General features: G+C 55.3%; 14 protein-coding genes. 3 read left to right on the top strand and 11 right to left on the bottom strand.

Annotated elements, in window-relative coordinates:
* Positions 1 to 135 precede the first annotated feature (135 nt).
* The 6 genes from guaD to ygfK all read right to left on the bottom strand — a co-directional run bounded on the left by guaD (position 136) and on the right by ygfK (position 11,376).
* Positions 136 to 1,452 (bottom strand): guanine deaminase, encoded by a 1,317-nt coding sequence (guaD, locus tag U869_RS0110445; protein ID WP_025123038.1) that lies wholly within the window; start codon positions 1,450 to 1,452, stop codon positions 136 to 138.
* A gap of 111 nt (positions 1,453 to 1,563) precedes the next feature.
* Positions 1,564 to 2,979 carry a nucleobase:cation symporter-2 family protein gene (locus U869_RS0110440; RefSeq protein WP_025123037.1) on the bottom strand — a complete coding sequence of 472 codons (1,416 nt, stop codon included), beginning with the start codon at positions 2,977 to 2,979 and terminating at the stop codon, positions 1,564 to 1,566.
* A 251-nt stretch (positions 2,980 to 3,230) separates the two neighbouring features.
* A complete protein-coding gene (locus U869_RS0110435) occupies positions 3,231 to 6,110 on the bottom strand; it encodes a molybdopterin-dependent oxidoreductase Mo/Fe-S-binding subunit (RefSeq protein ID WP_025123036.1) in 2,880 nt (959 codons plus the stop codon).
* The gene (gene ygfM, locus U869_RS0110430) at positions 6,110 to 6,883 is read right to left on the bottom strand and encodes a molybdopterin-dependent oxidoreductase FAD-binding subunit (protein WP_025123035.1); all 774 of its coding nucleotides are present in this window, start codon (positions 6,881 to 6,883) and stop codon (positions 6,110 to 6,112) included. Before ygfM ends, U869_RS0110435 begins: the two co-directional genes overlap by 1 nt.
* A 54-nt stretch (positions 6,884 to 6,937) precedes the next feature.
* Positions 6,938 to 8,266: a putative aminohydrolase SsnA gene (ssnA, locus tag U869_RS0110425; RefSeq protein WP_025123034.1), complete on the bottom strand. Its 1,329-nt coding sequence runs from the start codon at positions 8,264 to 8,266 to the stop codon at positions 6,938 to 6,940.
* 2 nt (positions 8,267 to 8,268) lie between these two features.
* Positions 8,269 to 11,376 (bottom strand): putative selenate reductase subunit YgfK, encoded by a 3,108-nt coding sequence (gene ygfK / locus U869_RS0110420; RefSeq protein WP_025123033.1) that lies wholly within the window; start codon positions 11,374 to 11,376, stop codon positions 8,269 to 8,271.
* A 567-nt stretch (positions 11,377 to 11,943) separates the two neighbouring features.
* Here ygfK and yqeC point away from each other — a divergent pair.
* Together yqeC and yqeB are read left to right on the top strand one after the other, a co-directional pair.
* Positions 11,944 to 12,714 carry a selenium cofactor biosynthesis protein YqeC gene (gene yqeC / locus U869_RS0110415; protein ID WP_232785348.1) on the top strand — a complete coding sequence of 257 codons (771 nt, stop codon included), beginning with the start codon at positions 11,944 to 11,946 and terminating at the stop codon, positions 12,712 to 12,714.
* Between the two features lie 28 nt (positions 12,715 to 12,742).
* Complete coding sequence (yqeB, locus tag U869_RS0110410) at positions 12,743 to 14,332, top strand: selenium-dependent molybdenum cofactor biosynthesis protein YqeB (protein WP_025123031.1); 1,590 nt, start codon at positions 12,743 to 12,745, stop codon at positions 14,330 to 14,332.
* 279 nt (positions 14,333 to 14,611) lie between these two features.
* Here the strand turns inward: yqeB and arcC are convergent, their stop codons facing one another.
* The 5 genes from arcC to ygeW all read right to left on the bottom strand — a co-directional run bounded on the left by arcC (position 14,612) and on the right by ygeW (position 20,897).
* Entirely contained in the window at positions 14,612 to 15,544 is a 933-nt protein-coding gene (arcC, locus tag U869_RS0110405) for a carbamate kinase (protein ID WP_025123030.1), read from the bottom strand.
* 108 nt (positions 15,545 to 15,652) lie between these two features.
* Positions 15,653 to 17,053, bottom strand: a complete 1,401-nt coding sequence (hydA, locus tag U869_RS0110400) for a dihydropyrimidinase (RefSeq protein WP_025123029.1) — start codon at positions 17,051 to 17,053, stop codon at positions 15,653 to 15,655.
* Between the two features lie 135 nt (positions 17,054 to 17,188).
* Positions 17,189 to 18,406: a YgeY family selenium metabolism-linked hydrolase gene (locus U869_RS0110395; RefSeq protein ID WP_025123028.1), complete on the bottom strand. Its 1,218-nt coding sequence runs from the start codon at positions 18,404 to 18,406 to the stop codon at positions 17,189 to 17,191.
* A 35-nt stretch (positions 18,407 to 18,441) separates the two neighbouring features.
* The gene (gene dpaL / locus U869_RS0110390) at positions 18,442 to 19,635 is read right to left on the bottom strand and encodes a diaminopropionate ammonia-lyase (RefSeq protein ID WP_025123027.1); all 1,194 of its coding nucleotides are present in this window, start codon (positions 19,633 to 19,635) and stop codon (positions 18,442 to 18,444) included.
* Positions 19,636 to 19,709: 74 nt separating this feature from the next.
* On the bottom strand, positions 19,710 to 20,897 hold the full coding sequence (gene ygeW / locus U869_RS0110385; protein ID WP_024529727.1) for a knotted carbamoyltransferase YgeW: 1,188 nt from the start codon (positions 20,895 to 20,897) through the stop codon (positions 19,710 to 19,712).
* Between the two features lie 470 nt (positions 20,898 to 21,367).
* Between ygeW and U869_RS0110380 the strand changes: the two genes are divergently transcribed.
* Entirely contained in the window at positions 21,368 to 23,116 is a 1,749-nt protein-coding gene (locus tag U869_RS0110380; protein ID WP_029988249.1) for a sigma-54-dependent Fis family transcriptional regulator, read from the top strand.
* The last annotated feature ends 52 nt before the right edge of the window (positions 23,117 to 23,168 follow it).

Genomic DNA, 23,168 nt, shown 5'->3' with positions numbered 1-23,168 from the left:
CAGTATTAGTTGACCACTACAACTGGCGGCTTTTTCTGACGTCGCATGCGATAAATGATTAGACATATCAATGCCCTCTGAAAGTTTATACTCACATACCCTGTTAGCTACCCTGGTAAATGGCAGTGTGGTTATTTACGTACGTTCATACACCAACCGGCCATCGACATAGGTGCGATAGATCGACCGGTCGTCCCCTAGCGTCATCATGACAAACAGCTTATCCATCAGAGTTTTTGAGTTGTCGTAACGCAGTTGCTGCAGCGGCGTGGCCGTCGGCTCCAGTACCACAAAATCGGCCTCTTTCCCCAGATTGAAGTTACCAAGGGTGTCCGCCAGCCCCAGAGCATCGGCCCCGCCCAGCGTCGCCAGATAAAACGCCTCATACGCCGACAGCCGGTAACCTTGCAACTGCATGATTTTGTAAGCCTCGTTCAGCGTTCGTAGCATGTTGAAGGTGGTGCCCGCGCCGATGTCGGTGCCCATCCCCACCCGGACCTGTTTCCGCCAGGCATTAGGCAGATTAAACAGGCCGCTACCGAGATACAGGTTGGAAGTCGGGCAAAAGGCGATGGACGATTGGGTTTGGTGCAGGCAGTCCCATTCTGCGTCTTCCAGATGCACGCAGTGGGCAAACACGCTTTTTCTGCCGGTCATGCCGTAATGATGATAAACATCGAGGTAATTTTTATGCTCTGGGAACAGGTCTTTCACCCAGGCGACTTCGTCTTTATTTTCCGACAGGTGGGTATGCAAGTAGGTATCCGGATATTCCCGGCGCAGGCGCTGCACCACTTCCAACTGTTCCGGTGAGGAGGTTGGCGCAAAACGCGGAGTAATGGCGTACAACAGGCGGCCATTGTTATGCCAGCGTTCAATCAACGCTTTGGTTTGGCTATAGCTGCTTTCAGCGGTATCCAACAGATAATCGGGTGCGTTGCGATCCATCATCACCTTGCCGGCAATCATGCGCATATTGATATGGCGTGCCGACTCAAACAGCGCTTCTACCGATTCAGGATGCACGGTGCCGAATACCAGCGCGGTAGTGGTGCCATTGCGTAGCAGTTGCTTGATGAAAAATGCCGACATCTCGCGAGCGTATTCCAGATCGTTATAGCGCTTCTCTGCCGGGAAAGTGTGCTTATTTAACCAGTCCAGCAGCTGTTCGCCATAGGCGCCCACCATCTCACACTGCGGATAGTGGATATGCGTATCGATAAACCCCGGCACGATCATTTTGCCGCTGTAATCGCGCACCCGGATGCTCTCCGGGATCTGGTGGTGTCCTTCTTCCCAAGAGCCAAACCACTCCACTCGCCCATCACGAATGATCAGCAAACCGTCTTTAATAAAACGCAGCTGGCCCTCTATTTCCTCTGGGCACTGCACGGTGCGGGTAATATCGAGGAAACTGCCCCGCACGGCCTTGATTGATTGTTCACGTTCCATTCTCAAATTCCTTATAACCCTAAGCGAATGTTGCCAGACGGGCGCAGCATGCAGCGCCTCTACGGAGTAAGTCCGTTGCAATCCCTAAAACACGCCGTATGCTGCGCCCGTTTAATCGGTATCTTTTTGCGCCGGAGCCACGTCTAATTCCATCTCCCTAACGGCGTTTTTTTCTTTGTTATTCAGCGGTATCAATAAATTGAGGAAAATGGCCGTCAGCCCACCCGCGCAGATCGGGTTTTCCACCAGCACATAAATCGACTCGGGCAAAACACGAAACACTTCCGGATCATAGGAAACGCCAAGTCCCAGCCCTAGTGAGGTGGCGACGATAATGGTTTCGCGACGGTTTAAACCGTTGGAGATAATGATGCGTATCCCGGCGATGGCGATCATCGAGAACATCAGCGTCATCGCGCCCCCCAGCACCGGGGCGGGAATGGTGGTAAAGAAGCGACCAATGACCGGGAAAAGCCCCAGCACCACCAGGATCACGGCGATATATTTGCCGATATGGCGTGCAGCGACGCCGGTCATCTGGATCACGCCGTTATTCTGGGCAAAGGTGGTCAACGGCAACGAACCCAGCATGGTGGCGATCACCGACACCAGTCCGTCGGCCAGTACGCCACCGCTCAGGCGTGAGGTATATTCTTCCCCTTTGATCGGCTGGTTGGAAACCATGGCGGTGGCGGTGATATCCCCGACCGCTTCCAGTACGCTGAGCAGATAAATAGTGCCAGCCACCAGGAAGGCGTGCAGATCGAAGGAGAAACCGTATTTGAAGGGAACCGGAACGGTCATCAGCGGCAGGTTGTGCATCACCGAGAAATCGACCATTCCCAGGCACAGCGCCACCACATAACCGACGATAATCCCAATGGCAATACCGCCCATCCGTAACAGCGCGTTTTGGCAGCAGTTAAAGCCGATCACCACCAGCAGCACCAACAGGCCGATACCGATGCTTTCGTAATTGCCAAAAGTGCCGCTGCTTTTGGCGGCAAAACCGCCACCGAAGTCGATAATGCCCACCTTGATCAGGCTCAGGCCAATCATCAGCACCACGATACCGCTCACGGTAGGGGTGATCACCCGTTTCAGATAGGGCAAAATAAACGAGGAGCCAACGACCAAAAATGCGCCAACAAAAGAAACGCCCAGCAAGGTAGAAATCATCGCTTCAACGTGCAGGCCGTCGGCTTTCATGGTGCTGCCCAAAGCAATCATCACCGTCACGAAGGAAAAGTTGACCGACTGGATCGACAGCAACCCCGAGCCAACGCGACCATAGCGATGTACCTGCAACCAGGTTCCGACGCCGGAGGCGATCATGGCCATGGAAACCAGATAGGCGGTGATTTCTGGCGGCAGTGACAATGCGGTCCCCACAATTAATGCAGGTGCCACCATAGGGACAAAAATAGCTAACAGATGGGTGACCGCGCCGACAATGCACTGGTCAAACGGCGGTTTATCTTCTAACTGATAAATAAGATCGCTATTGGGATTAGGTATATCAGACATCGCTTTACTCCCTGCCAGTAAATTTGATCATCTGATTCAATAATCACGCGTTAACTGCTCCACGCCCTGCACTTTCGCCATGTTAATTCCACGGGCTAGCCTGAGTGATGAACTCATAATGGCGGCAATAACAGATTAGCTCTGGGCTAATATATTGAATCGCTTATACCCACCGTCGGTTTAACTCGGTTGGTATAGCGGGATAATGACCTTGATCAGTCATTACCCCGGCACGACTTATTACACGAGAACTAGGCTGACAGCTTATTTAACCCCCTGAGGATCTTCTCTGGGGTGAAGTGCCATTCGCGCAGCCAAACGCCGCAGGCATCGTGGATTGCCATTGCTATCGCAGGGGCAGCCCCGTTGACGCCAATCTCGGAGATCGACTTGGCACCGTATGGTCCCACCCGATCGTCGCTGGGCACCAGGAACGCCCGGAAGTCCCGCGGGATATCGCCAATCTTCGGTGCGCCATAGCTTTGTAAATCACGGGTGATCGGTGAGCCTTGGCTATCGTAGATAATCTCTTCCGTCATGCTGTGGCCGATGGCGCGCATAGAGGCCCCGTAAATCTGCCCCAGTGCCAGCTCCGGGTTCACCGGCGTGCCGCAATCGAGCAAAGCGTAGAACTTCTCCAGCCGGATCTCACCGCTGCGCACGTTTACCGCCACTTCGGCAAAGTTGGCACCGAACGGGAAGGCAAAGTCGGCAGAAATATAGCTGGCGGTGGCCACCAGGGTACCAAAACCGGTGCCCGTTTCGGCCTTGTGAGCTATCTGGGCAAAGGTGACTTCACCCTGTTTACCCCGCACCACGCCTGGCGTCACCAGCGTGACGTCGCTTTCCGCTTCACCCAGCATCTGCGCGCCGTGGAACAGGATTTTCTTCCTGAGATTTTCCGCCGCATTCTTCGCCGCATTGCCGGAGAAGCAGGTGCCGGAAGAGGCGTAGGCTCCTTTATCAAACAGAGCATGGTCGGTATCGCCAGAGATCACATGCACCTCGGAGAACGGGCAGCACAACACTTCCGCCGCCAGCTTGCCCACCACGGTATCCAGCCCGGTGCCGATATCCGCTCCGCCGGAGTGGACGATAAAGGTGCCGTCCGACTCCAGTTTGATCATACAGTTGGCCTGATCGATATCCGGAATACCGGATTTCTGCATGATAATGGCCACGCCACGGCCAATCTGCCAGTCTCCCTGATGCACTTTTGGCGATCCCCAATGGATCAGCTCACGCCCTTTGCGCAAAATCGGCTCCAGTGCGCAGCTGGCGGCACTTGGCACCGAGGTGGGCATTTTGCCCTCGCCAATCGCCCCGAGGATCTTCAACTCCTGCCCTTCAACCACCCGATTGCGCTCGATAATATCCAGCGGATCCATTTGCAGCTGTTCTGCCATCTCCGCCAGGATCATGGTCAGGGCGAAGTTGCCCTTCGGCGCGCCGTACCCCTGATAAGCACCGTTAGGACAGATATTGCTGTAATAGGTGGTTACCTGGAAATTGACGTTATCGCAGGGATACAGCGGCAGCGACAGCGCCGGGCCGTTGCTGGGCACCGTCAACGCATGGTTGCCATAAGGGCCGGTATTGGCCAGGAAGTTCATGTCGATCGCCGTCAGGCGGCCATCTTTTTTCGCCCCAATCTTCACCCGCACCTTGGCCACGTGGCGCGAGGTATTGCTGATGAATTCTTCTTCGCGGGTATAGTGGAAATAGACCGCACGGCCGGTCACGCAGGTGGCCCAGGCGCAGACTTCCTCCAACAGGATATCCTGCTTGGAGCCAAAGCCGCCGCCGACCCGCTCTTTGATCACGTGTACCTTATGCTGCTTGAGCCCGACAATCCTGGCAACCTGGCGGCGCAGGTGCCAAGGCACCTGGGTTGACGCGTGGATCACCAGCCGATCGCCGTCCATGTAGGTGTAGCAAACGTGCATTTCCGCCGGGCATTGTTGCACCTGTTTGGATTCATAAGTGCGTTCCAGCACCACGTCCGCCTCGGCAAAGCCCTGCTCCACGTTGCCAATACGCGCATGCACCGCCGCGGCAATATTACTATGCGGTTTGGCACCAATCGGGAAGTTAATCGTCACATGCTCAGTACCGCGCTGCGCGCTGCCCTGGTTCTGCTCGGCCAAATCGTCCGGTGCGCCGTGAACGTAGACAATCGGCTCGTCATGCACCAGCGGAGCCCCTTCCGCCATCGCTTCATCAATCGACATCACCGGCTTGAGCACCTGGTATTCGACGTCAATCAACGCCAGCGCGGCCAACGCAATCTCTTCACTCTCGGCCACGACTGCCGCCACCCGGTCACCTACGTGGCGCAGTTTCTGGCCAAACATCCGACGATCCAACGGCGAAGGTTCCGGTGCACTCTGCCCACCGGGGGTGTAATAAATATCCGGGCAGTTGCGATGGGTGATGATATGCACCACTCCGGGCAACGCCTCGGCTTTGCTGACGTCCAGATGTGTGATCAGAGCATGAGGGTGCGGGCTGCGCAGCATCTTGATGATGCAGGCATTGCGGGCCACGCGGTCTTCTACATAGCAAGGTTTGGCCTGCACCATTTTCGCGGCGTCCACCTTGGGACACAGCTTACCGACCACGTTCAGATCGCTGCGAAACTCAGGCGCGGCAAGCGACTGGAATTCGGGATCGTTACGGCGAGCTGCCGCCAACGCCACCACCTGATAGAACTGCTGATAACCGGCGTCACGGCTGAACAAACCCGATAAGGCATCATCGATCTGCGCGCGTGTAGGCACTTCGATACGGGCCAGCAAATCCGTCAGGATCAGCGCCGCCGCCGCATCGTTGTAGCCGGACTGGACAATCCCCACGTCCACCATCGCCTGTTGCACCAGACTGAGCTGGTTCCAGCTCCCCAAGGCTTCGGCCGTTGTCACCGTGGCGTTAGCTAACTGGGCGGCGATCAGCAACGAGGCATTGATCACCACGCCGTTAAACAGGATCGCATCCGAACCGGTAAAGCCAAAACCATCATCACTATTGCGGACCGAGTGCATGCCCAGCTTAAACAGCAGCCGCTGTACGTTTTCACCGGGCTGGCACTGCATCTCCTGCGGGATAGCGTTGAGCGTAAAGTGAATATTCATCATGATTTTTCCCCCGATGCCAGACAATCCGCCAGCAGGTCGGCCACTACCATGCCGGTGATATAGCGCTTATAGGCACTGCTGCCACAGATGTCCTCCGGTGGAGAAATCATCTGCGCCATCGCCTGCTCCAACGCCGGGCCGCTCAAGCCGCTATTTTCCGCATCACGTAGCCGGGAGGGTTCCACAACACCGCTCAAGGCGATACGAATTTTTGCCTGTGCATCGCGGGATACCGCCGCAGTGACCACGGGCAACCCCGCCGCTGAACGGGCGATTTTACGCGTGGCGCAAGTACGGTAAGGGTCCGGTAACACCACCGCCAGCAATAACTCATTGCCACCACACAACGGATAGTTTTCCAACTCCATCATCTTGCCGCTGCCCACTACTACCTGGGCGTTTAGTGCCAGCAACACCGGCAGCAGTACAGAATCCTTCGCTGTCGAGGCAACCTCACCACCCAGCGTGGCCTGATTGCGGATATGGCGGGAATAGACAAAACCCAGCGCCTCACGCAGCGCTTGCGGGATAAGCTGGGTATCCATTAAACGTTGCAAGGTGATAGTGGCACCGATATGCAATGCCCCCTGCTGCCAACTCACCTGATCCAGGCCCAGCTGCGAGAGCGCGATGGCAATCTTTTGCCGTGTTTGGGTGGGCGTGGCATTTAATTTGCTGCCGCCCGCAAAGTAGACGGCATCATCGTGAAACTGGCGTTTTAGCGCTAACGCCTGCGGCACCGTTTCTGGCCGATAAAATTGCTCAATCATGTTTCACCCTCATCAATGTCAGCCGCCCACGGTCTGCGCAGGGCGGCGACCGGTTTAGTTCAAGGCATCCATACGCTGCCACAACTTGGCCGCTACCTTGCGCGCCTCGGCATAGAACGGTTCCACATCGAATGGGAACTCGCGATCCTGGTAAACCATGCGGCCTTCCACCATCACGCTGTTTACGCTACCTGCCCCCATGCCGAAGGCCAGATGTCCGCCAATATTTTGCGCCGCCAGCGGCGTGGGCGATGGGTAGTCGCAAATGGTTAGATCCGCTTTGTAACCAGCAGCCAGGCAACCGAAGTTGGCCCCAAAGTTGCGCGCCAGCAGTTGATTACCGTTGGCCAGGAAACGGGCAAAGCTGTCTGGCCACAGCGGGCCACCCGCATCACGGTGTTTGAAGAAGGCAAATTTCAGCTCTTCAAACATATCTGAGCCGATGCCGTCAGTGCCCAGCGCCAGGTTGCGGTACTGCGCCAACTGATGGTTATAGCCAACGTGGTTGTTCATGTTGGAGCGGGCGTTATGCACCAGGAAGGCATCGTGCTGATTGATCAGCTCGATATCCGCAGCAGACAGATACAGGCCGTGCGCCACCAGCGTTTTTGGCCCAATCAGATCGTATTGTGCCAGGCGTACGATTGGATCCTTGCCATACTTATCGTGGCTGTGGGACACATCGTAGCTGTCCTCGGCGACGTGGATATGCAGGCCACGGCCGGTGCTGTTGACCGCTGCTTGCAACATCTCCAGCCCGGCATCAGAAACCGTGAACGGAGCGTGGGCGCCGATATGTGCCTCCACCAGATAAGGCTCCTTGCCGGCCTTTTTAGCGACATCGATCAACTGGGCAAAGGCGATATTTTCCTCTACTCCGGCCCGCAACTCTCGCTCGCCACCGTTGCGATCGGTGGTCTCAAAACAGGTCATGCCGCGTAACCCAGCCTCGATAAAGCCTGCACGCAGAGTTTTCAGTGAACCGGCGATAAAGCTGGGCGAAGCATGGTGATCGATCACCGCCGTACAGCCGCTCTTGATGGCTTCCAGCGAGCAAATCAGGCCGCTGTAATACAACGACTCCTCATCCAGCGCTCGGTCCAAACGCCACCACAGATTTTTCAGCGTGGAGATAAAGTCCGGACTGGGTGCAATGTTGGCCATAATCCCGCGCGATAACCCGGAGTAGAAATGGTTGTGGGCACACACAAGCCCTGGCATCACCCATTTGCCATGCATATTGCGCACTTCTGCCTGGGGATATTTTGCCGCCAACCCTTGGCCGACCTCTTTGATCAACGTCCCTTCAATGGCGATATCAATACCGTGCTGTATGCTGGCAGGCTCAAGCTGCACGCCGGTTGCATTGGTTAATATCAGCATGATTACACCTCCACCTGACCAAGTAGATAATGATGATGAGTGCGCACATGGCTGATAATGCGGCACATTTCCTCCAGTTCTGCCGGTGCTTGCTCAAACTGGCCGTCGCTGGCGATCCGTAATTGATACAGCTTGCCATCCTGCCGCACGCTGACCTGTGCACCGTCCACCAGGAATCCCGGATTGGTACTGTTGGCAAAATCCTGCGGCAGGCTGTAGATCGTCACTTTGTCCTGGTAAGGCTTGCCCTGCCACGGACAGAACTGGGCGCAGTTGCCGCATTCGTTGCAATAGGCGTCCAGATGCAGGGTCTGGAAACGATCCGCGAAGCCCGGTATGGCAATCGACACGTTGGCGCGGTTCGGGCAAACGTCGACGCATTTACTGCACACGTAGTTACATTCCAGACAGCGTTGAGCCTCTTGAGCCACGAAGGTTTCACGTTCGGTTTTATTCACCAGCGCCACGGAAATACTGCCTTTACGGCGATAGATTTCCGCCGGATCGACGTTCGACCAGTATTTGTCAGCGTGATGGGTTTTGACGTTTTCCCGTGCCAACACCGTTTCAGCCGCGTGGCGGGCGCTACCGATGGCGGCAACAATCGATGACGGGCCGCGCTGTACGTCGCCGATCAGGAAGACGTTTGGCCGGGTGGTTTCGCCGGTGGCGGTATTGACCTGCGGATAGCCCGCCTCATCCAGCGGCACGCCCAGCTTATGCAGCACCTCTTGGTCGGCCTGTTCGCTAATGGCAGTGATCAGGGTGTCGATCTGTAGCGTCAAGGTCTGATCGGTGGCAACCGGGCGGCGGCGGCCCTGTTCATCCGGTTCTCCCAGCGTCATCACTCTGGCCGTCAGGGTACCGTTGGCATCAAAGTGTTCCGGGTTGGTGAGGAACATAAACTGCACGTTATCCTCCACCGCTTCCAGATACTCTTCGCGGTAGGCTGGCATTTCATTGAGCGTACGGCGATACAGCACGGTAACGTCCTGTACGCCTGGCACCTTCAGCGCAGCCCTAGCACAGTCCATTGCCGTGTTACCCGCGCCCACCACGGCCACGTGTTTGCCCAGATTCATCGGTTTGCCGAGGTTGAAATCACGCAGGAACGGCAAGGATTTATGCACGTTGCGGTTATTGCCCGCCAGCTTCACGCCGCTGTTTTTATCGGTGCCGATACCGATAAATACATAATCGAAGCCTTGCTGTTGCAGCTTGTCGACGGTCAGCTCGGGATCGCAGCCATACACCATCTTCACGCCATGCGCAGCCACGAAGTCGATATCGTGCTGAATAAGCTCTGCCGGAATACGGAACTGTGGAATGATGTTTTTCACCACCCCGCCCGCATTGGCCTCACGCTCAAACAGCGTGACCTGATACCCCGCTCGCGCCAGGAAGTACCCTGCGGACAGGCCTGCCGGGCCAGCCCCCAAAATGGCGACTGGACGTTTACTGCCGGAGCCTGCCGGTTTATGCCAACGGCGCTGATACTCATCCCAGCCCTTCTCCAGCGCTACCTTTTTCAGTTCGCGGATGTTCAGCGCGCTGTCGTAATCCAGGCGGGTGCAGTTGTACTGACATTGGTGATCGCAGATATGGCCGGTGATGGCTGGCAGCGCATTACGCTGATAAATCAGCTCCAGCGCATCTGCGTAGCGCTGCTCACCCAGCAGCCGAATATATTCCGGGATATCCTGTTTAATCGCGCAAGCGGTAACGCAAGGTGCCACGTAGCAGTCAATCATTGGCAGCGGGCCACCGGCATCGATGCGATCGGTGGATTTCCAGTGTTTCTGGGTGTACTCCATGCTGACGGCCTTGTCGGCCAGCGCCTGTAACTTATCGACATCAATGCGCGTCATCTGCCAGCTATCGGAAGCGTCCAGCTCCTGCATGCACTCCGTCAGGCGTAGATAGCCGCCGGGCTTGAGCAGATCGGTAGCCATGGTGATTGGCCGGATCCCGGTGTCAAAAATCTCGCGGACGTTAAACTTGCTCGCCCCGCCGGAATAGGAAATCGGCAACTCACCGTTGAACTCACGGGAAAGTACCGCCGCCACGTTAATCGACAGTGGGAACAACGCGCGCCCGGACATATACATCTCTTCGCCCGGCAATGCGCCTTTATGGTTGATCGTCCCCAAGGTGTTGGTCAGCTTGACCCCAAAGCCCAACTGTTGCTGTTTGCTCAGGGCGGTCAGGCGGTGCAACATGGCGATCGCCTGTTCCAGTTTCAGATCGTGTTCGAAAGACTCTTCTTTCAACCCCACATAATCGAAACCGCAGGTATCCAGAATGGCACGTACGCGCGCATAGCCCAGCAGCGTCGGGTTTAATTTCACAAAGGTATTGAGCCGTTTTTCTGCCAGCATATAACGGCAGATGGCTTCGATTTCATCTGGCGGGCAACCGTGCATGGTTGAAAGGGTAATACCGCTGACCAACTGTACTGGAATATGCTCTGATAGCTGAGCCAATGCCCCACGCTGAGCAGATAAGGCGAATTGATTAATAAAACTCTCATCCCGCACCCATGCATCCAGAATAGCTTGATACTCGGCATATTTCGGATTGTGAGTCGAGTCCATCATATTGTGAATAAAGGCCTGCATCGGAGGCTGTTTTATTCCGTCGAGGTTATAGCCCACGCTCATATTGAAGATGAAGGATTTACTTTCCCCCTTCGCCCGTGGATCAAACATCGTCTCCAGCAGGTGCAAGGCAAACCAGGCTTTTAAATATTCATCATAGGCTTTGAGCAGCGTGAATTCGGTCGACCATTCGGTGTTAAAGCATTCGTCTTCGGCATCGATACAGGGTTTCTCCAGCTCGAGTCGATCGAGGATTTGCACGGTTTTCAATTCGATAAACCGCCCACCGGTCAACCAGGAGACGATGATATTCTGTGCCAACTGGGTATGCGGCCCTGCGGCCGGGCCAAGCGGCGTTTCACAGCTTTCGTTGAAGACCTTAATCTGCCGATCGTCATGTTTGCGATAAAACTGTTGCTCTGGAATACCAAAAATAGACCGACTCGCCTGATATTCATCGAAAATCCGGGTTAACAGCGCCTTGAACGGAACGGGACGCATTATATCTCCCATAGCTTGATCTCCTTGCGACGAAATGCCTGAATGATGAGTTTCCACATCGGTTATGCCATAACGCAGCAACAATCAGGCCAAATCTCCCAACCGGGTTGGGCAGCGGTTAAATTCGTGAGGCAGTTCTAATTGTTAATTTTATTTGTGAACAGGCTCACAATCGCAAGTGAGAATAAAAATCAGTGCCAACAGCCGTTTAATTATCACCACCAAGCTAATAGAATCGATTATCAAAAAAACATCGTTCACTATCACTTTGATACGAGTCAATGACCTTTTGGCGAAAAGCGAGACCGCAATCGATAAAGTATGAACACTCATTAAATACCGATTACATCAAGATGGGTTACTATTAAATCGGCAATCTATTCCAATAAACCGCCATATTAACCTGCGCCCCTCACCCCATCCCTCTTCCACAGGGAGAGGGAACTGTCCAGAGTGCGTAATTAGTCCGTACAACGCCGGAAAACGAGGAGTAAGAACAACAAAAGCAAGATATTACTCGGGGCAATAAACTAACTCGAACGGTCCCCTCTCCCTGTGGGAGAGGGTTAGGATGAGGGGATGATGACACCAACTTTCAGGGAATTATTCAGTGAGGAATATCGCCGCCTCGATAGCGGCCAGCAGCTACTGATCGCCCTGATTGGGGCCGGAGGTAAAACCAGCACCCTGCACTGGCTGGCACAGACCTTTTATCACCAGGGCAAGCGCGTGCTGTTCACCACCACCACCAAGATGTACCTGCCCGCTCCCGCAAACTACCACCGCCTGTTGATCGGCCAAACGCCCACCGCCAGCAACGCCCCGGCCATTACCGCCTGCTTCAGCCATTATCAGCCGCAGGATAACAAGGTCATCGGGTTACCTGCCGAGCAAATCGACGAACTCAAACAGCGTGCAACCTTCGACGTGATCCTGGTCGAGGCAGACGGCTCCCGAGGATTACCGCTGAAAGCCCCGGCAAGGCATGAACCTTGCATCCCCTCCAGCAGCGATTGTGTTATCGCGCTAACCGGAGGCCGGGTGATCGATCGTCCCGCAGACCCACAGCAAATTCACCGTTGGGCGATTTTCTCGGCGCTGACGGGGATCGGTGCTGGCGAAATACTGGATCAGCGGGTATTCGATACCCTCATCGCCCACCCTGAAGGAATGTTTAAAGGTACGCCACCTCAGGCACGGCGGGTCTGGCTGATCAATCAGGTTTCTCATTGTGATAATGCCCACTGGCATACCCTGCTGCGGCCAGAACTGGCGCTTAGCGCCATCTGGTTTGGCGCAGTGCAAGAAACCCCGGCCATTCATCACTGCATACGGCGCTTAACACGATAATATTTCTGAGGTTATTGACGAGGTAACAATGAATATCTTCGCCGAAGCTGCACGACTAGAAGAAGAGAACCGGCCCTTTGCGCTGGCCCAGATTATCGAAAGCCGGGGTTCCACGCCACGCCATTCCGGGCAGATGCTGGTGATGGCTGACGGTGGCTGTATTGGCACCATCGGTGGCGGCATGATCGAGCGCCTGGTGATTGAACAGGCCATTGCCGCCATCACGGAGCGCAAAGCCAGGGTGTTTCATGGCCGCATGGCGCGTACCGGGCAGGATGCCGTAGGTTCGGACTGCGGCGGTGCGATGTCGGTGTATATCGACGTGCATGGCCTGCGCCCACGGCTGATCTTGATTGGGGCCGGGCACGTTAACCGCGCCATCGCCAGCGCCGCCAAACCGCTGGGTTTCGATATTCACGTTGCCGATATCTACCCGGCCAGCCTTGACCCGGCGCTATTTCCAGCGGGTACCACCCTGGTTCATGGCGAAACCTTCCCGGCGGCTATCGACAAGATGAATATTGACCCGGCCAACTTTGTGATCATCGCCACCAACAATCAGGACTGCGAAGCCTTAAACGTGCTGATCGAGCAGCCGCTGCGCTATCTGGGGTTGCTGGCCAGCCGCCGCAAGGTGCAGACCTTTACCCAACAGCTCCGCCAGCGCGGCGTGAATGATGAGAAGCTCGCCAGGCTGCATGCTCCGGTCGGCTATAACATCGGGGCAGAGACCCCAGAAGAAATCGCTATTAGCGTACTGGCAGAACTGTTGCAGGTGCGCAACCAATCCGCTGGCGGGCTGATGAAAAATGATATCCGGCTAACGCGCGACAAGCTGGTGGTGATCCGTGGCGCAGGCGATATCGCCACCGGCGTGGCCCTGCGGCTGCATCATGCCGGTTTTCAGGTCATCATGCTGGATATTGCCCAGCCGACCGCCATCCGCCGGACGGTGGCATTTGCTCAGGCCATGTTTGACGGTAAGACCTGCGTCGAGGGTGTCACCGCCTGCCTGGCAAACGACGTCAATGAAGCCTTCGACATCATCAACCGCGGTGAGATCCCGCTGTTGGTCGATGAGGACACCCGCAGCCTGGAGCAGCTGAAACCGCGTTTTCTGGTGGATGCCATTCTGGCCAAGCAAAATCTGGGGACCCACCGCAATATGGCCCCGATCACCGTGGCCCTCGGCCCTGGCTTCAACGCTGGTCTTGATTGCGATGCGGTGATTGAAACCAATCGCGGCCACGCGTTAGGCCGGGTGATTTATCAAGGCTATACCCATCCCAATACCGGTATTCCCGGCAATATCGCGGGCCATACCACGCGCCGGGTGATCCGTGCGCCAGCGGATGGCGTGATGCAATGTCGCGTAGCTTTGGGGGATTTGGTACAGGAAGGCGATGTGGTGGCGCACTGCGGTGAAGTGCCGGTGATTGCTCCGCTCTCCGGCATGGTGCGTGGTTTATTGCATGATGGGCTGGAGGTTAAAACCGGCAGCAAAATCGGCGATATCGATCCGCGTGGTACGTTGGCAGACTACACCACGGTGTCTGATAAGGCGCGGGCCATCGGCGGAGCGGTGCTAGAGGCCATCATGAAGTTAGGGCGCAGATAAGATATCCCCTTACCCCAGCCCTCTCCCAAACACAGTCAGAGGATCCCATGAACATGGATTTGGGGAGAGGGAGCTAGTCCAGAGCAGCCATCAGATACAGGGGTCAAACGTGGCACATTCGGTCCCTTCTCCCAAGCACTGTCAAAGGTCCCATGAACATGGATTTAGGGAGAGGGGGTTAATCCAGAGCAGCCATCAAATACAGGGGTCAAACGTGGCACATTCGGTTCCCTCTCCCTGTGGGAGAGGGTTAGGGTGAGGGGGGAATGTCGACGTTGGTTAATGGCTAATGACCGTGCCGGTCTTGCCTTCAATACCTTGCTGGGCTTTGCTTAACACCGTGATCAACGCCTGACGCCCCGGCTTGGATTCGGCAAACGCTACCGCCGCCTCGACCTTCGGCAGCATGGAGCCTTTGGCAAAATGTCCCTCTTCGATAAAGCGCTGGGCATCGGCAATGCTCAGTTGCTCCAGCCATTGTTGATTCGGTTTGCCAAAGTTGATCGCCACTTTTTCCACCGCGGTGAGGATGATCAGCATATCGGCATCGATCATCTCCGCCAGTTTGGCGCTGGCCCAGTCTTTGTCGATCACCGCGCTGGCCCCGCGCAGATGGTTACCTTCACGGATCACCGGAATACCGCCACCGCCAACGGTGATCACCACCTGTCCGGCCTCCATCATGGCGCGTACCGTTTCTTTCTCCACAATATCTATCGGCTTGGGTGAGGCCACCACCCGGCGATAGCCACGGCCCGCATCCTCTACCATGTTGTAGCCATTCTTGGTTAGTTGGCTGGCTTCGGCCTTGGTGAAGAACGAACCAATCGGCTTGGTGGGATTGAGGAAAGCCGGATCGCTGCCGTTGACGATCACCTGGGTGATCAGCGTAGCGACCGGTTTGTCGATCTGACGATCTAGCAGCTCTTCGCGCAGGGCGTTTTGCAGATCGTAACCTATGTACCCCTGGCTCAACGCGACACACACCGACATCGGCAGCATCGGGGTATGGGCTTCACTTTTCGCCGCAGCCTCAAATGCCAGGTTGATCATGCCAACCTGTGGGCCATTGCCATGAGTGACCACCACCTGGTGACCATGCTCGATTAAATCGACAATCGCCCGCGCGGTGGTTTTCACTGCCTGCATCTGTTCCGCCAGCCCCTCACCTAAAGCGTTACCACCCAATGCCAGAACTATTTTCTTGTTCATGCTGATCCTTATTGATTAGCCACTCACGGGCGCAGCATGCGGCGCCCCTACGCAATACCTACCCATGACACCGAACTTGCTCCCTCTCGCTGTGTGAGGGGCACTCTGTTACCCCATTTTTGCCGCAATCTGGGCATTAAAAGGCCGACGGCGTAAGAACTGCCCGTATCCCTGGCGCCCGGTGAACTCACCCTGGCGGGCAACGATTTCGCCCCGGCACATCGTCAATACCGGCATCCCTTGGCAATGAAATCCTTCATAAGGGGAATAGTCCGCATTGTCATGCAGCCCGGCGTGGCGGATAACCGAGGATTGGCGCGGATCAAAAATCACCACGTCAGCGTACGCACCGGGGCTTAGATTGCCCTTGCGCGGCCACAGGCCAAACAGCCGAGCCGGGTTGCTGCTGGTGAGCGCCACAAAGCGTGAAGGGGAAATCCGCCCACTCATCACCCCATGGGAGAACAGCAGCATCATGCGATTCTCGACCCCAGGCAGGCCGTTCGGGCAGCGGGTAAAGTCCCCTGCCGCCATCGCTTGCCGCTGGTGATACGGAAAAGTGCAGTGATCGGTAGCGACGGTATCGATCGAACCCTCTGCAATGCCTACCCACAGCCGATCCAATTCCCGCTGCTCGCGCAGCGGTGGGCTGAGGATGTATTTCGCCCCATCTTCGCGCAGATAACATTGTTCGTTCAGCAGCAGATACTGCGGGCAGGTCTCCACCCACACCGGTTGGCGCCGTTGACGTGCCAGACGCAAATAGTCCAGCCCCAGCCCATTGGACAAATGGACGATGTACAACGGGGCGTTGTCTGCCAACTGGGCCAGATTGATCATCCGGCCAATCGCCTCCGCCTCACACTCCAGCGGACGGCTTAACGCATGATGGATCGGTGCCGTTTTACCGGCCGCCACCAGCGCTGTGCGGCGCAAGGCGATCGCCGCATCGTTTTCCGGGTGGACGGTGGTCAGTGCCCCAACCTGCCGCAACTGCCCCAAGGCGCGCAGCACGTCGCTATCATTGATCTTGTAGAGATAGGTCAGATACAGCTTGAAACTGCTGATCCCTTCGTCATGCACCATGCTGGCCATCTCTTCAAGAATACCGTCGTCAATATGCTGGATCACGCCGTGAAAGCCGTAGTCGATAACCGCATTGCCGGCCGCATACTGGTGATAGACGTTTAGCTGGTGATGGAGATTGCAACCCGCCGGGCCAAATCCCATATGATCGATAATAGTGGTAGTGCCACCGCAGGCCGCCGCACGGGTACCCGTGAAAAAATCATCGCAACTGCGGGCGATGCCGACATCAATGTTGAAATGGGTATGAACATCGATGCCACCGGGCATGACATAACAGCCGGACGCATCGATAACCTCACAGTGACTATCGGCCTCGAGCACCGTGTCGCGCTGGCAGATCACCCCATTCTCAATCAGCAAGTCCTGAGAATACTGCCCCTCGCTATCAACCAGAATGCCGTTCTTAATCAGCTGCTTCATTGTTCCCCTCACCCTAACCCTCTCCCACAGGGAGAGGGGACCGAACGTGCCACACATCAAATCTTGCGAACGAACAATCTACTCACCCCACCCCTCTCCCTGTGGGAGAGGGGTGGGGTGAGGGGCAACCAAAACTTATTGCGCCAACTCGTCCAGATAGGCCAAAGGCACGGCGGCATACATCGCCGCACAGGTCACCAGATGATCTTTCCAGGTCTTCTCGTTCGGCGCGTGAGCTTCAGGCTCTTTGCCCGGACCAAAACCGATCACCGGTATACCGTGACGCCCCATGATGGAGACCCCGTTGGTTGAGAAAGTCCACTTGTCCACCACCGGTTGCTTCTTGAACAACCCTTGATAGGCCTTGCTCACGGTTTTCACCGTGATGTGATCTTCTTCGACTTTCCAGGTTGGGAAGTAGCATTCGGTCGGGTATACCAGGCCGGTGTAGGACGGACGATCATAGTCATACATTGATACGACCGCTTTGGCTGCCTGCACCGCTGGCAACGCACGGATCTCGTCCAACGCCCCTTCCCAGGTTTCGCCCCAGGTCAGGCGGCGGTCGATCGACACCGCGCAGCTGTCTGCTACCGCGCAACGGCTGGGTGAGGTGAAGAAAATCTCTGAAACGGTGAGCGTACCTTTGCCCAGGAAGTCATCGTGACCAAGCTTGCCGGACAGTTCTTGCAGTTCGTTGAGGATCGGCCCCATTTTGAAAATGGCGTTATCACCGCGCTCCGGCGCAGACCCGTGGCAACTGATGCCTTGCACATCGATGCGGATTTCCATACGGCCACGCTGACCACGGTAGATCTGGCAGTCGGTCGGTTCGGTGCTGATGACAAATTCTGGGCGAATGTTGGACTGCTCGATGATGTACTGCCAGCAAAGGCCGTCGCAGTCTTCTTCCTGCACGGTGCCGGTCACCAGCAGCGTATACTGATCTTCCAGCCCCAGATCCTTGATGATTTTACCCGCGTAAACCATGGAAGCCATGCCGCCTTCCTGATCGGACGCGCCGCGGCCACCGATAATTTCGTCGTTTTCCATGCCCTGATAAGGGTCGAAGGTCCAGTTCTTGATGTTGCCAATGCCGACGGTATCGATATGCGCATCCATCGCGATCAGGTGTGGGCCATGGCCGATATAGCCCAGGATGTTGCCCATCGGGTCAATCTCAACCTTGTCGAACCCCACCTTCTCCATCTCTTGCTTGATACACAGCACCACCAGTTTTTCATCACAGCTTTCGCTCGGGATGGCGATCATGTCCCGTAGGAAGCGCGTCATCTCATCTTTGTATTGGTAGGCTTTCTCTAACACCAACTCAAAAGGAATTTGCTTTGCCATTCTGTTTTTTCTCCAATTTTTAACGACGGGTATCTTCAGATGGGATGTTTCCCTTCCCATACCACTTCGCGATAATGTTTGACGTCGGTGTCCCCTTCGGAGCTGATCAACAACACCACCGACTGACTATCCAGACCAAGTTTCTGCATCAGCTGCGCACGTTGCGGGCTGTGATGTACCGCAGCCAGTACGCCCAACCCAACCGCACCGGACTCGCCTGAGATAATGCGCGGATCGTTGCCCAGCGGATTGCCCAGCACACGCATCCCTAACGCCGCCACGCTGTCCTGGCAGGAAATAAATTGGCTGGCACAGTTACGTAACAACGGCCAGCCCAAGGGGTTAGGCTCACCACAGGCCAGACCGGCCATGATGGTGGCCATATCGCCGCCCACGTTGACGATTTCCCCTTTTACCCCTGAGCGATAAACGCAGTCGGCCAGCTCGGGTTCAACAATCACCGAATGCAGCTTGTCTGCGCCAAACACGTCCACCAGATAGCCCAGCACACCTGCCGCCATTGCCCCGACGCCGGCTTGCAACAGCACGTGAGTTGGCCGCTCGATATGCATCTGCCGCATCTGTTCGGCCGCTTCGTCTGCCAGCGTGGCGTAGCCCTGCATGATCCAGGTCGGGATCTTGGTATAACCTTCCCAGGCGGTGTCCTGCACCACTTGCCAGCCACGCTCCTGGGCCGTTCTCATGGTCAGGCGTACGGTATCGTCGTAGTTCATGTCGGTAACGATGCACTCGGCACCGAGGTTGAGAATGTGATCCACCCGCTCCTGCGCCGAACCTTTGGGCATGTACACCACGGCATGCTGCCCCAGCTGTTGTGCCGCCCAGGCGACACCCCGGCCATGGTTGCCGTCGGTGGTGGTGGCGAAGGTCATTTTTTCGGTCGCCGCGGCTTTGAATTTTTCGAAGGTAAACGCATTAATATCAATCTGATACTTTTCACACAGCAACTGGGCAATAGCGTAAGCGCCGCCGAGCATTTTGAAGGCGTTCAAGCCAAAGCGTTGGGACTCGTCCTTTACCAGGATTTTGCGCACGCCAAACAGCTGAGCGAGATCGTCCAACGCGCATAACGGCGTTGGCTGATAACCCGCGATCTTTTTATGAAACTCGCGCGCTTGCTGCGCTTGCGCCTTGGAGAACAGAGGGGAGGTTTCGCCGTTAAAATAACGGTTATCCTCAATCGCCACTTTCAATGAAAAAACCGACATAACCGCTACCTCTTCTGGTCGCATTAACCGTTCACCTTGCAGGGACACCGCCCGGTATCCCTGACCAGGTAAATTTATTTAATGCGTTTTTCTGCTTCTTTCAGTAATTGATCCAACACCAGACCCGGGTTGGAGAATTTGCGTGCCATGATCATTGCCGCGATGATGTAAGGCTTCCAACTGGCTTCCTTATAGGTGGCGATGCGGTATTTTTCGAACACGCTGGCGCAGACCTCCCCTTCGCTGCACGAGACGTCGGTGATATCCGCTGGCAGGCAGTGCATATACAGCGCCTCGCCGCCTTTGGTCAGCTTCATCATCTCTTCGGTGCAGTGCCAGTTTTTGTAATAGGCGTTTTGCGCCAGGCACTGTTGCTCCAGCGCCTTGAGGCCCGCGTGATCGTCGGCGCGCAGCAGGTCGGTACGCTGTTCCATCACCTTGTACGGCGCCCAGGATTTCGGATAGACAATGTCCGCGCCCTGGAAGGCCTCTGCCATCGAGGTCACCTGCTGAAAGCTGCCACCGGAAGCGGCGGCGTTGTTTTTCGCCACTTCGATCACATCTGGGATAAGGTCGTAACCTTCCGGGTGGGCCAGCGTCACTTTCATGCCAAAGCGGGTCATCAGGCCAATGATGCCCTGCGGCACCGACAGCGGTTTGCCATAGCTGGGTGAATAGGCCCAGGTCATTGCGATCTTCTTGCCTTTCAGGTTTTCCAGGCTGCCAAAGTGCTCCTGTAACCAGGCCAGATCCGCCATGGCCTGCGTTGGGTGATCGATATCGCATTGCAAGTTGACCAAGGCCGGGCGCTGTGGCAATACGCCCTTCTCGAACCCTTCATCCAGCGCGGCACCTACCTCGCGCATATAGGCGTTGCCCGCTCCCAGATACATGTCGTCACGGATACCGATGGCATCCGCGCAGAAGGAGATCATATTGGCCGTTTCACGCACCGTTTCCCCGTGGGCAATCTGCGATTTGCCTTCATCCAGATCTTGCTGCGCCAAGCCCAGTAGGTTGAGCGCCGAGGCATAAGAAAAGCGGGTGCGTGTGGAGTTGTCGCGGAAGATGGAGATGCCTAGGCCACTGTTGAAAATCTTGGTGGCAATATTTTCTGAGCGCATGGTTTTCAGCGATTCCGCCAGCTTGAGCACCAGTTCCAGCTCGTCACGGCTCTGTTCCCACGTCAGTAAAAAGTCCTTTTGATGTAAATTGGACTTTAACGCGCTTATTTCCTTAATTAACTGGTTAACTGTTCTCATCTTTGCCCCTAAATAGAGAGTGTGGTGGTGACCCGATAAAACAGGTAGCTGACCTCAGCATGACAAATACGCTTTTCAGCGCCTGACCACAGGACAATCAATAAGCGTGCCAACAACAGGAAAGTTAAGCGGCGCAACATAAAACAGCGAAACAATATGATGATGATCACATAATTTAGCGTTTTCAGTGCGGTTTATGCTAAATATATTGCTGATTAACGATAATGGCCGTAGGCGTTAAGGCAACGTTTATAATTATCAGCCATTATCTCAACCCAAAATGATAGCAATTAGCGCGCAGTATCATTTTGATAATAAACTGTGATGTTAACAGCATAATCTCTATTCTCTCCGCGATTAGCTTGATGGCTATCAAATTATATCTGGCGGTAGTGTATTATCGTTTCTTTTTCAATAACGATAACGGGGGACGCGTGATGATAGCATCGGCCACTGCCCAGTCGGCTCTTATGCAGATACAACCCACCATTTTGCGCTTTACCAAAATGCTCTCCAGCGTGCTGCTGCTGGAGGTGGAGATTGTCGATGCCAACCTGGTGCGCGTGGCAGGCACTGGCCCCTATGGTAAACACTTTGGGGTCAAGCTCGGTAGTAACTCCTGGCTATTGAAATATGTACTTGATACTAAAAATGAAAAAATAGTCACCCACTCGCGTTTCGATCCGGTGTGCGAAGGGTGCACCAGCAAAGATGAGTGCCAGGAGAAGGCCTTCCTCGGCATCCCGATCCTGTTCCAGGACGCCTGCATCGGCGTGATCAGCCTGGTGGCCTTCACCCTGGAACAACAGCAAAGGTTACGGGATAACCTGCATGAGTTCTCGGATTACGTGCGTAATATCTCCAACGTCTTTGTTTCCAACTTATTGGAGACGCAAGGTGGCAGCAGTGGCTTAAATAAAGTGCTGTTCAGCCTGATTGAAAATATGGATCAGGGGGTATTAATCCTCAATGAAAAGAGCCAGGTCAAGTTTGCCAATATGATGGCCTTAAAACAGCTTAATCTGCCGCAGGAAAATATCATCGGTAAAACCTTTACTATCCGCGCCCTCACCTTCCGGCAAAATTATACCAGCGGGCATCTGCAACATATTCTCTCCTTTGACGATAATCAGGAGATTATGATTGGCCAGTTGCACCAGATCCAGGATCACCAATTGTTCCTGATGGCTTTCCATCAGTCACATTCGTCATTTAACGATACGCTGATCCAGCAAGACCCACGTATTGAACATCTGGCAGGGGAAAGCAAACCGATGCGCCTGCTGAAGAGCCTGATTACCCGTATTGCCCCCAGCCCCTCCAGCGTATTGGTGGTGGGCGAAAGCGGCACCGGCAAAGAAGTGGTGGCACGGGCTATCCACCGGCTAAGCAATCGCAGCGATAAACCCTTTATCGCTATTAACTGTGCCGCCATTCCCGATCAACTGTTGGAAAGTGAACTGTTTGGCTACTTGAAAGGCGCATTTACCGGCGCTTCGGCCAATGGCAAGGTGGGGCTCATCCAGGCCGCCAATCAGGGGACGCTATTCCTGGATGAGATCGGCGATATGCCGTTAATGTTGCAGGCCAAACTGCTGCGCACGGTGGAGTCCCGTGAGGTATTGCCGATCGGCTCCAGCAAGCCGATCCCGGTCGATATCCGCATCATCTCCGCCACCAATCAGAACCTGGAACAATACATCGCCGAAGGCAAGTTCCGTGAAGATCTCTATTATCGCCTGAATGTTATCCCTATCACCCTGCCACCGCTGCGCGAGCGCGAAGGCGATATCGAACTGCTGGTGCACTACTTCCTCAGTTTGCACACCAAGAGGATCGGCATTATCTATCCCGGTATCTCGGCAGAGGTGCTTGAACTGTTACGGCGGCACCGCTGGCCCGGTAACGTACGCGAACTGAGTAACTTGATGGAATACCTGGTTAACGTGGTGCCAAGCGGCGAGATTATCGATACCTATTTGCTGCCGCCCAATCTGACCCGTGGGCAACCGCTGGAGGTACGCACACCCGCTGCAATACAGCGAGTAACGGAAAACTGTGAAAGTCATGATATGGCGGGTTTGGAAAGTATGGAGAAGTTGATGATTGAAGAAGCGCTGAGTCAACACGCCAACAAGAAGGTGGTAGCGGAGAAGCTGGGGATAGGTATCGCGACGCTGTATCGCAAGATAAAGAAGTATGAGTTGTCTTCTCATTGAGGGGGGAGATATGGGCAGTGAGCGGATCAAGACCCCATGGCTATACAAAAGG

Origin of the sequence: Serratia sp. H1w, assembly GCF_000633355.1 — a bacterium.
Taxonomy (GTDB): domain Bacteria; phylum Pseudomonadota; class Gammaproteobacteria; order Enterobacterales; family Enterobacteriaceae; genus Chania.
Note: the sequence above shows the minus strand (reverse complement) of the source record. Positions and strands in the feature narration are given on the sequence as shown.

Bases quoted from the DNA above. Each gene is read 5' to 3' on its own strand.
- U869_RS0110380 (WP_029988249.1), top strand. From the start codon at position 21,368: ATGCAGATACAACCCACCATTTTGCGCTTTACCAAAATGCTCTCCAGC.
- guaD (WP_025123038.1), bottom strand. From the start codon at position 1,452: ATGGAACGTGAACAATCAATCAAGGCCGTGCGGGGCAGTTTCCTCGAT.
- arcC (WP_025123030.1), bottom strand. From the start codon at position 15,544: ATGAACAAGAAAATAGTTCTGGCATTGGGTGGTAACGCTTTAGGTGAG.
- dpaL (WP_025123027.1), bottom strand. From the start codon at position 19,635: ATGTCGGTTTTTTCATTGAAAGTGGCGATTGAGGATAACCGTTATTTT.
- yqeC (WP_232785348.1), top strand. From the start codon at position 11,944: ATGATGACACCAACTTTCAGGGAATTATTCAGTGAGGAATATCGCCGC.
- hydA (WP_025123029.1), bottom strand. From the start codon at position 17,053: ATGAAGCAGCTGATTAAGAACGGCATTCTGGTTGATAGCGAGGGGCAG.
- U869_RS0110440 (WP_025123037.1), bottom strand. From the start codon at position 2,979: ATGTCTGATATACCTAATCCCAATAGCGATCTTATTTATCAGTTAGAA.
- ygeW (WP_024529727.1), bottom strand. From the start codon at position 20,897: ATGAGAACAGTTAACCAGTTAATTAAGGAAATAAGCGCGTTAAAGTCC.
- U869_RS0110435 (WP_025123036.1), bottom strand. From the start codon at position 6,110: ATGAATATTCACTTTACGCTCAACGCTATCCCGCAGGAGATGCAGTGC.
- ygfK (WP_025123033.1), bottom strand. From the start codon at position 11,376: ATGGGAGATATAATGCGTCCCGTTCCGTTCAAGGCGCTGTTAACCCGG.
- ssnA (WP_025123034.1), bottom strand. From the start codon at position 8,266: ATGCTGATATTAACCAATGCAACCGGCGTGCAGCTTGAGCCTGCCAGC.
- U869_RS0110395 (WP_025123028.1), bottom strand. From the start codon at position 18,406: ATGGCAAAGCAAATTCCTTTTGAGTTGGTGTTAGAGAAAGCCTACCAA.
- ygfM (WP_025123035.1), bottom strand. From the start codon at position 6,883: ATGATTGAGCAATTTTATCGGCCAGAAACGGTGCCGCAGGCGTTAGCG.
- yqeB (WP_025123031.1), top strand. From the start codon at position 12,743: ATGAATATCTTCGCCGAAGCTGCACGACTAGAAGAAGAGAACCGGCCC.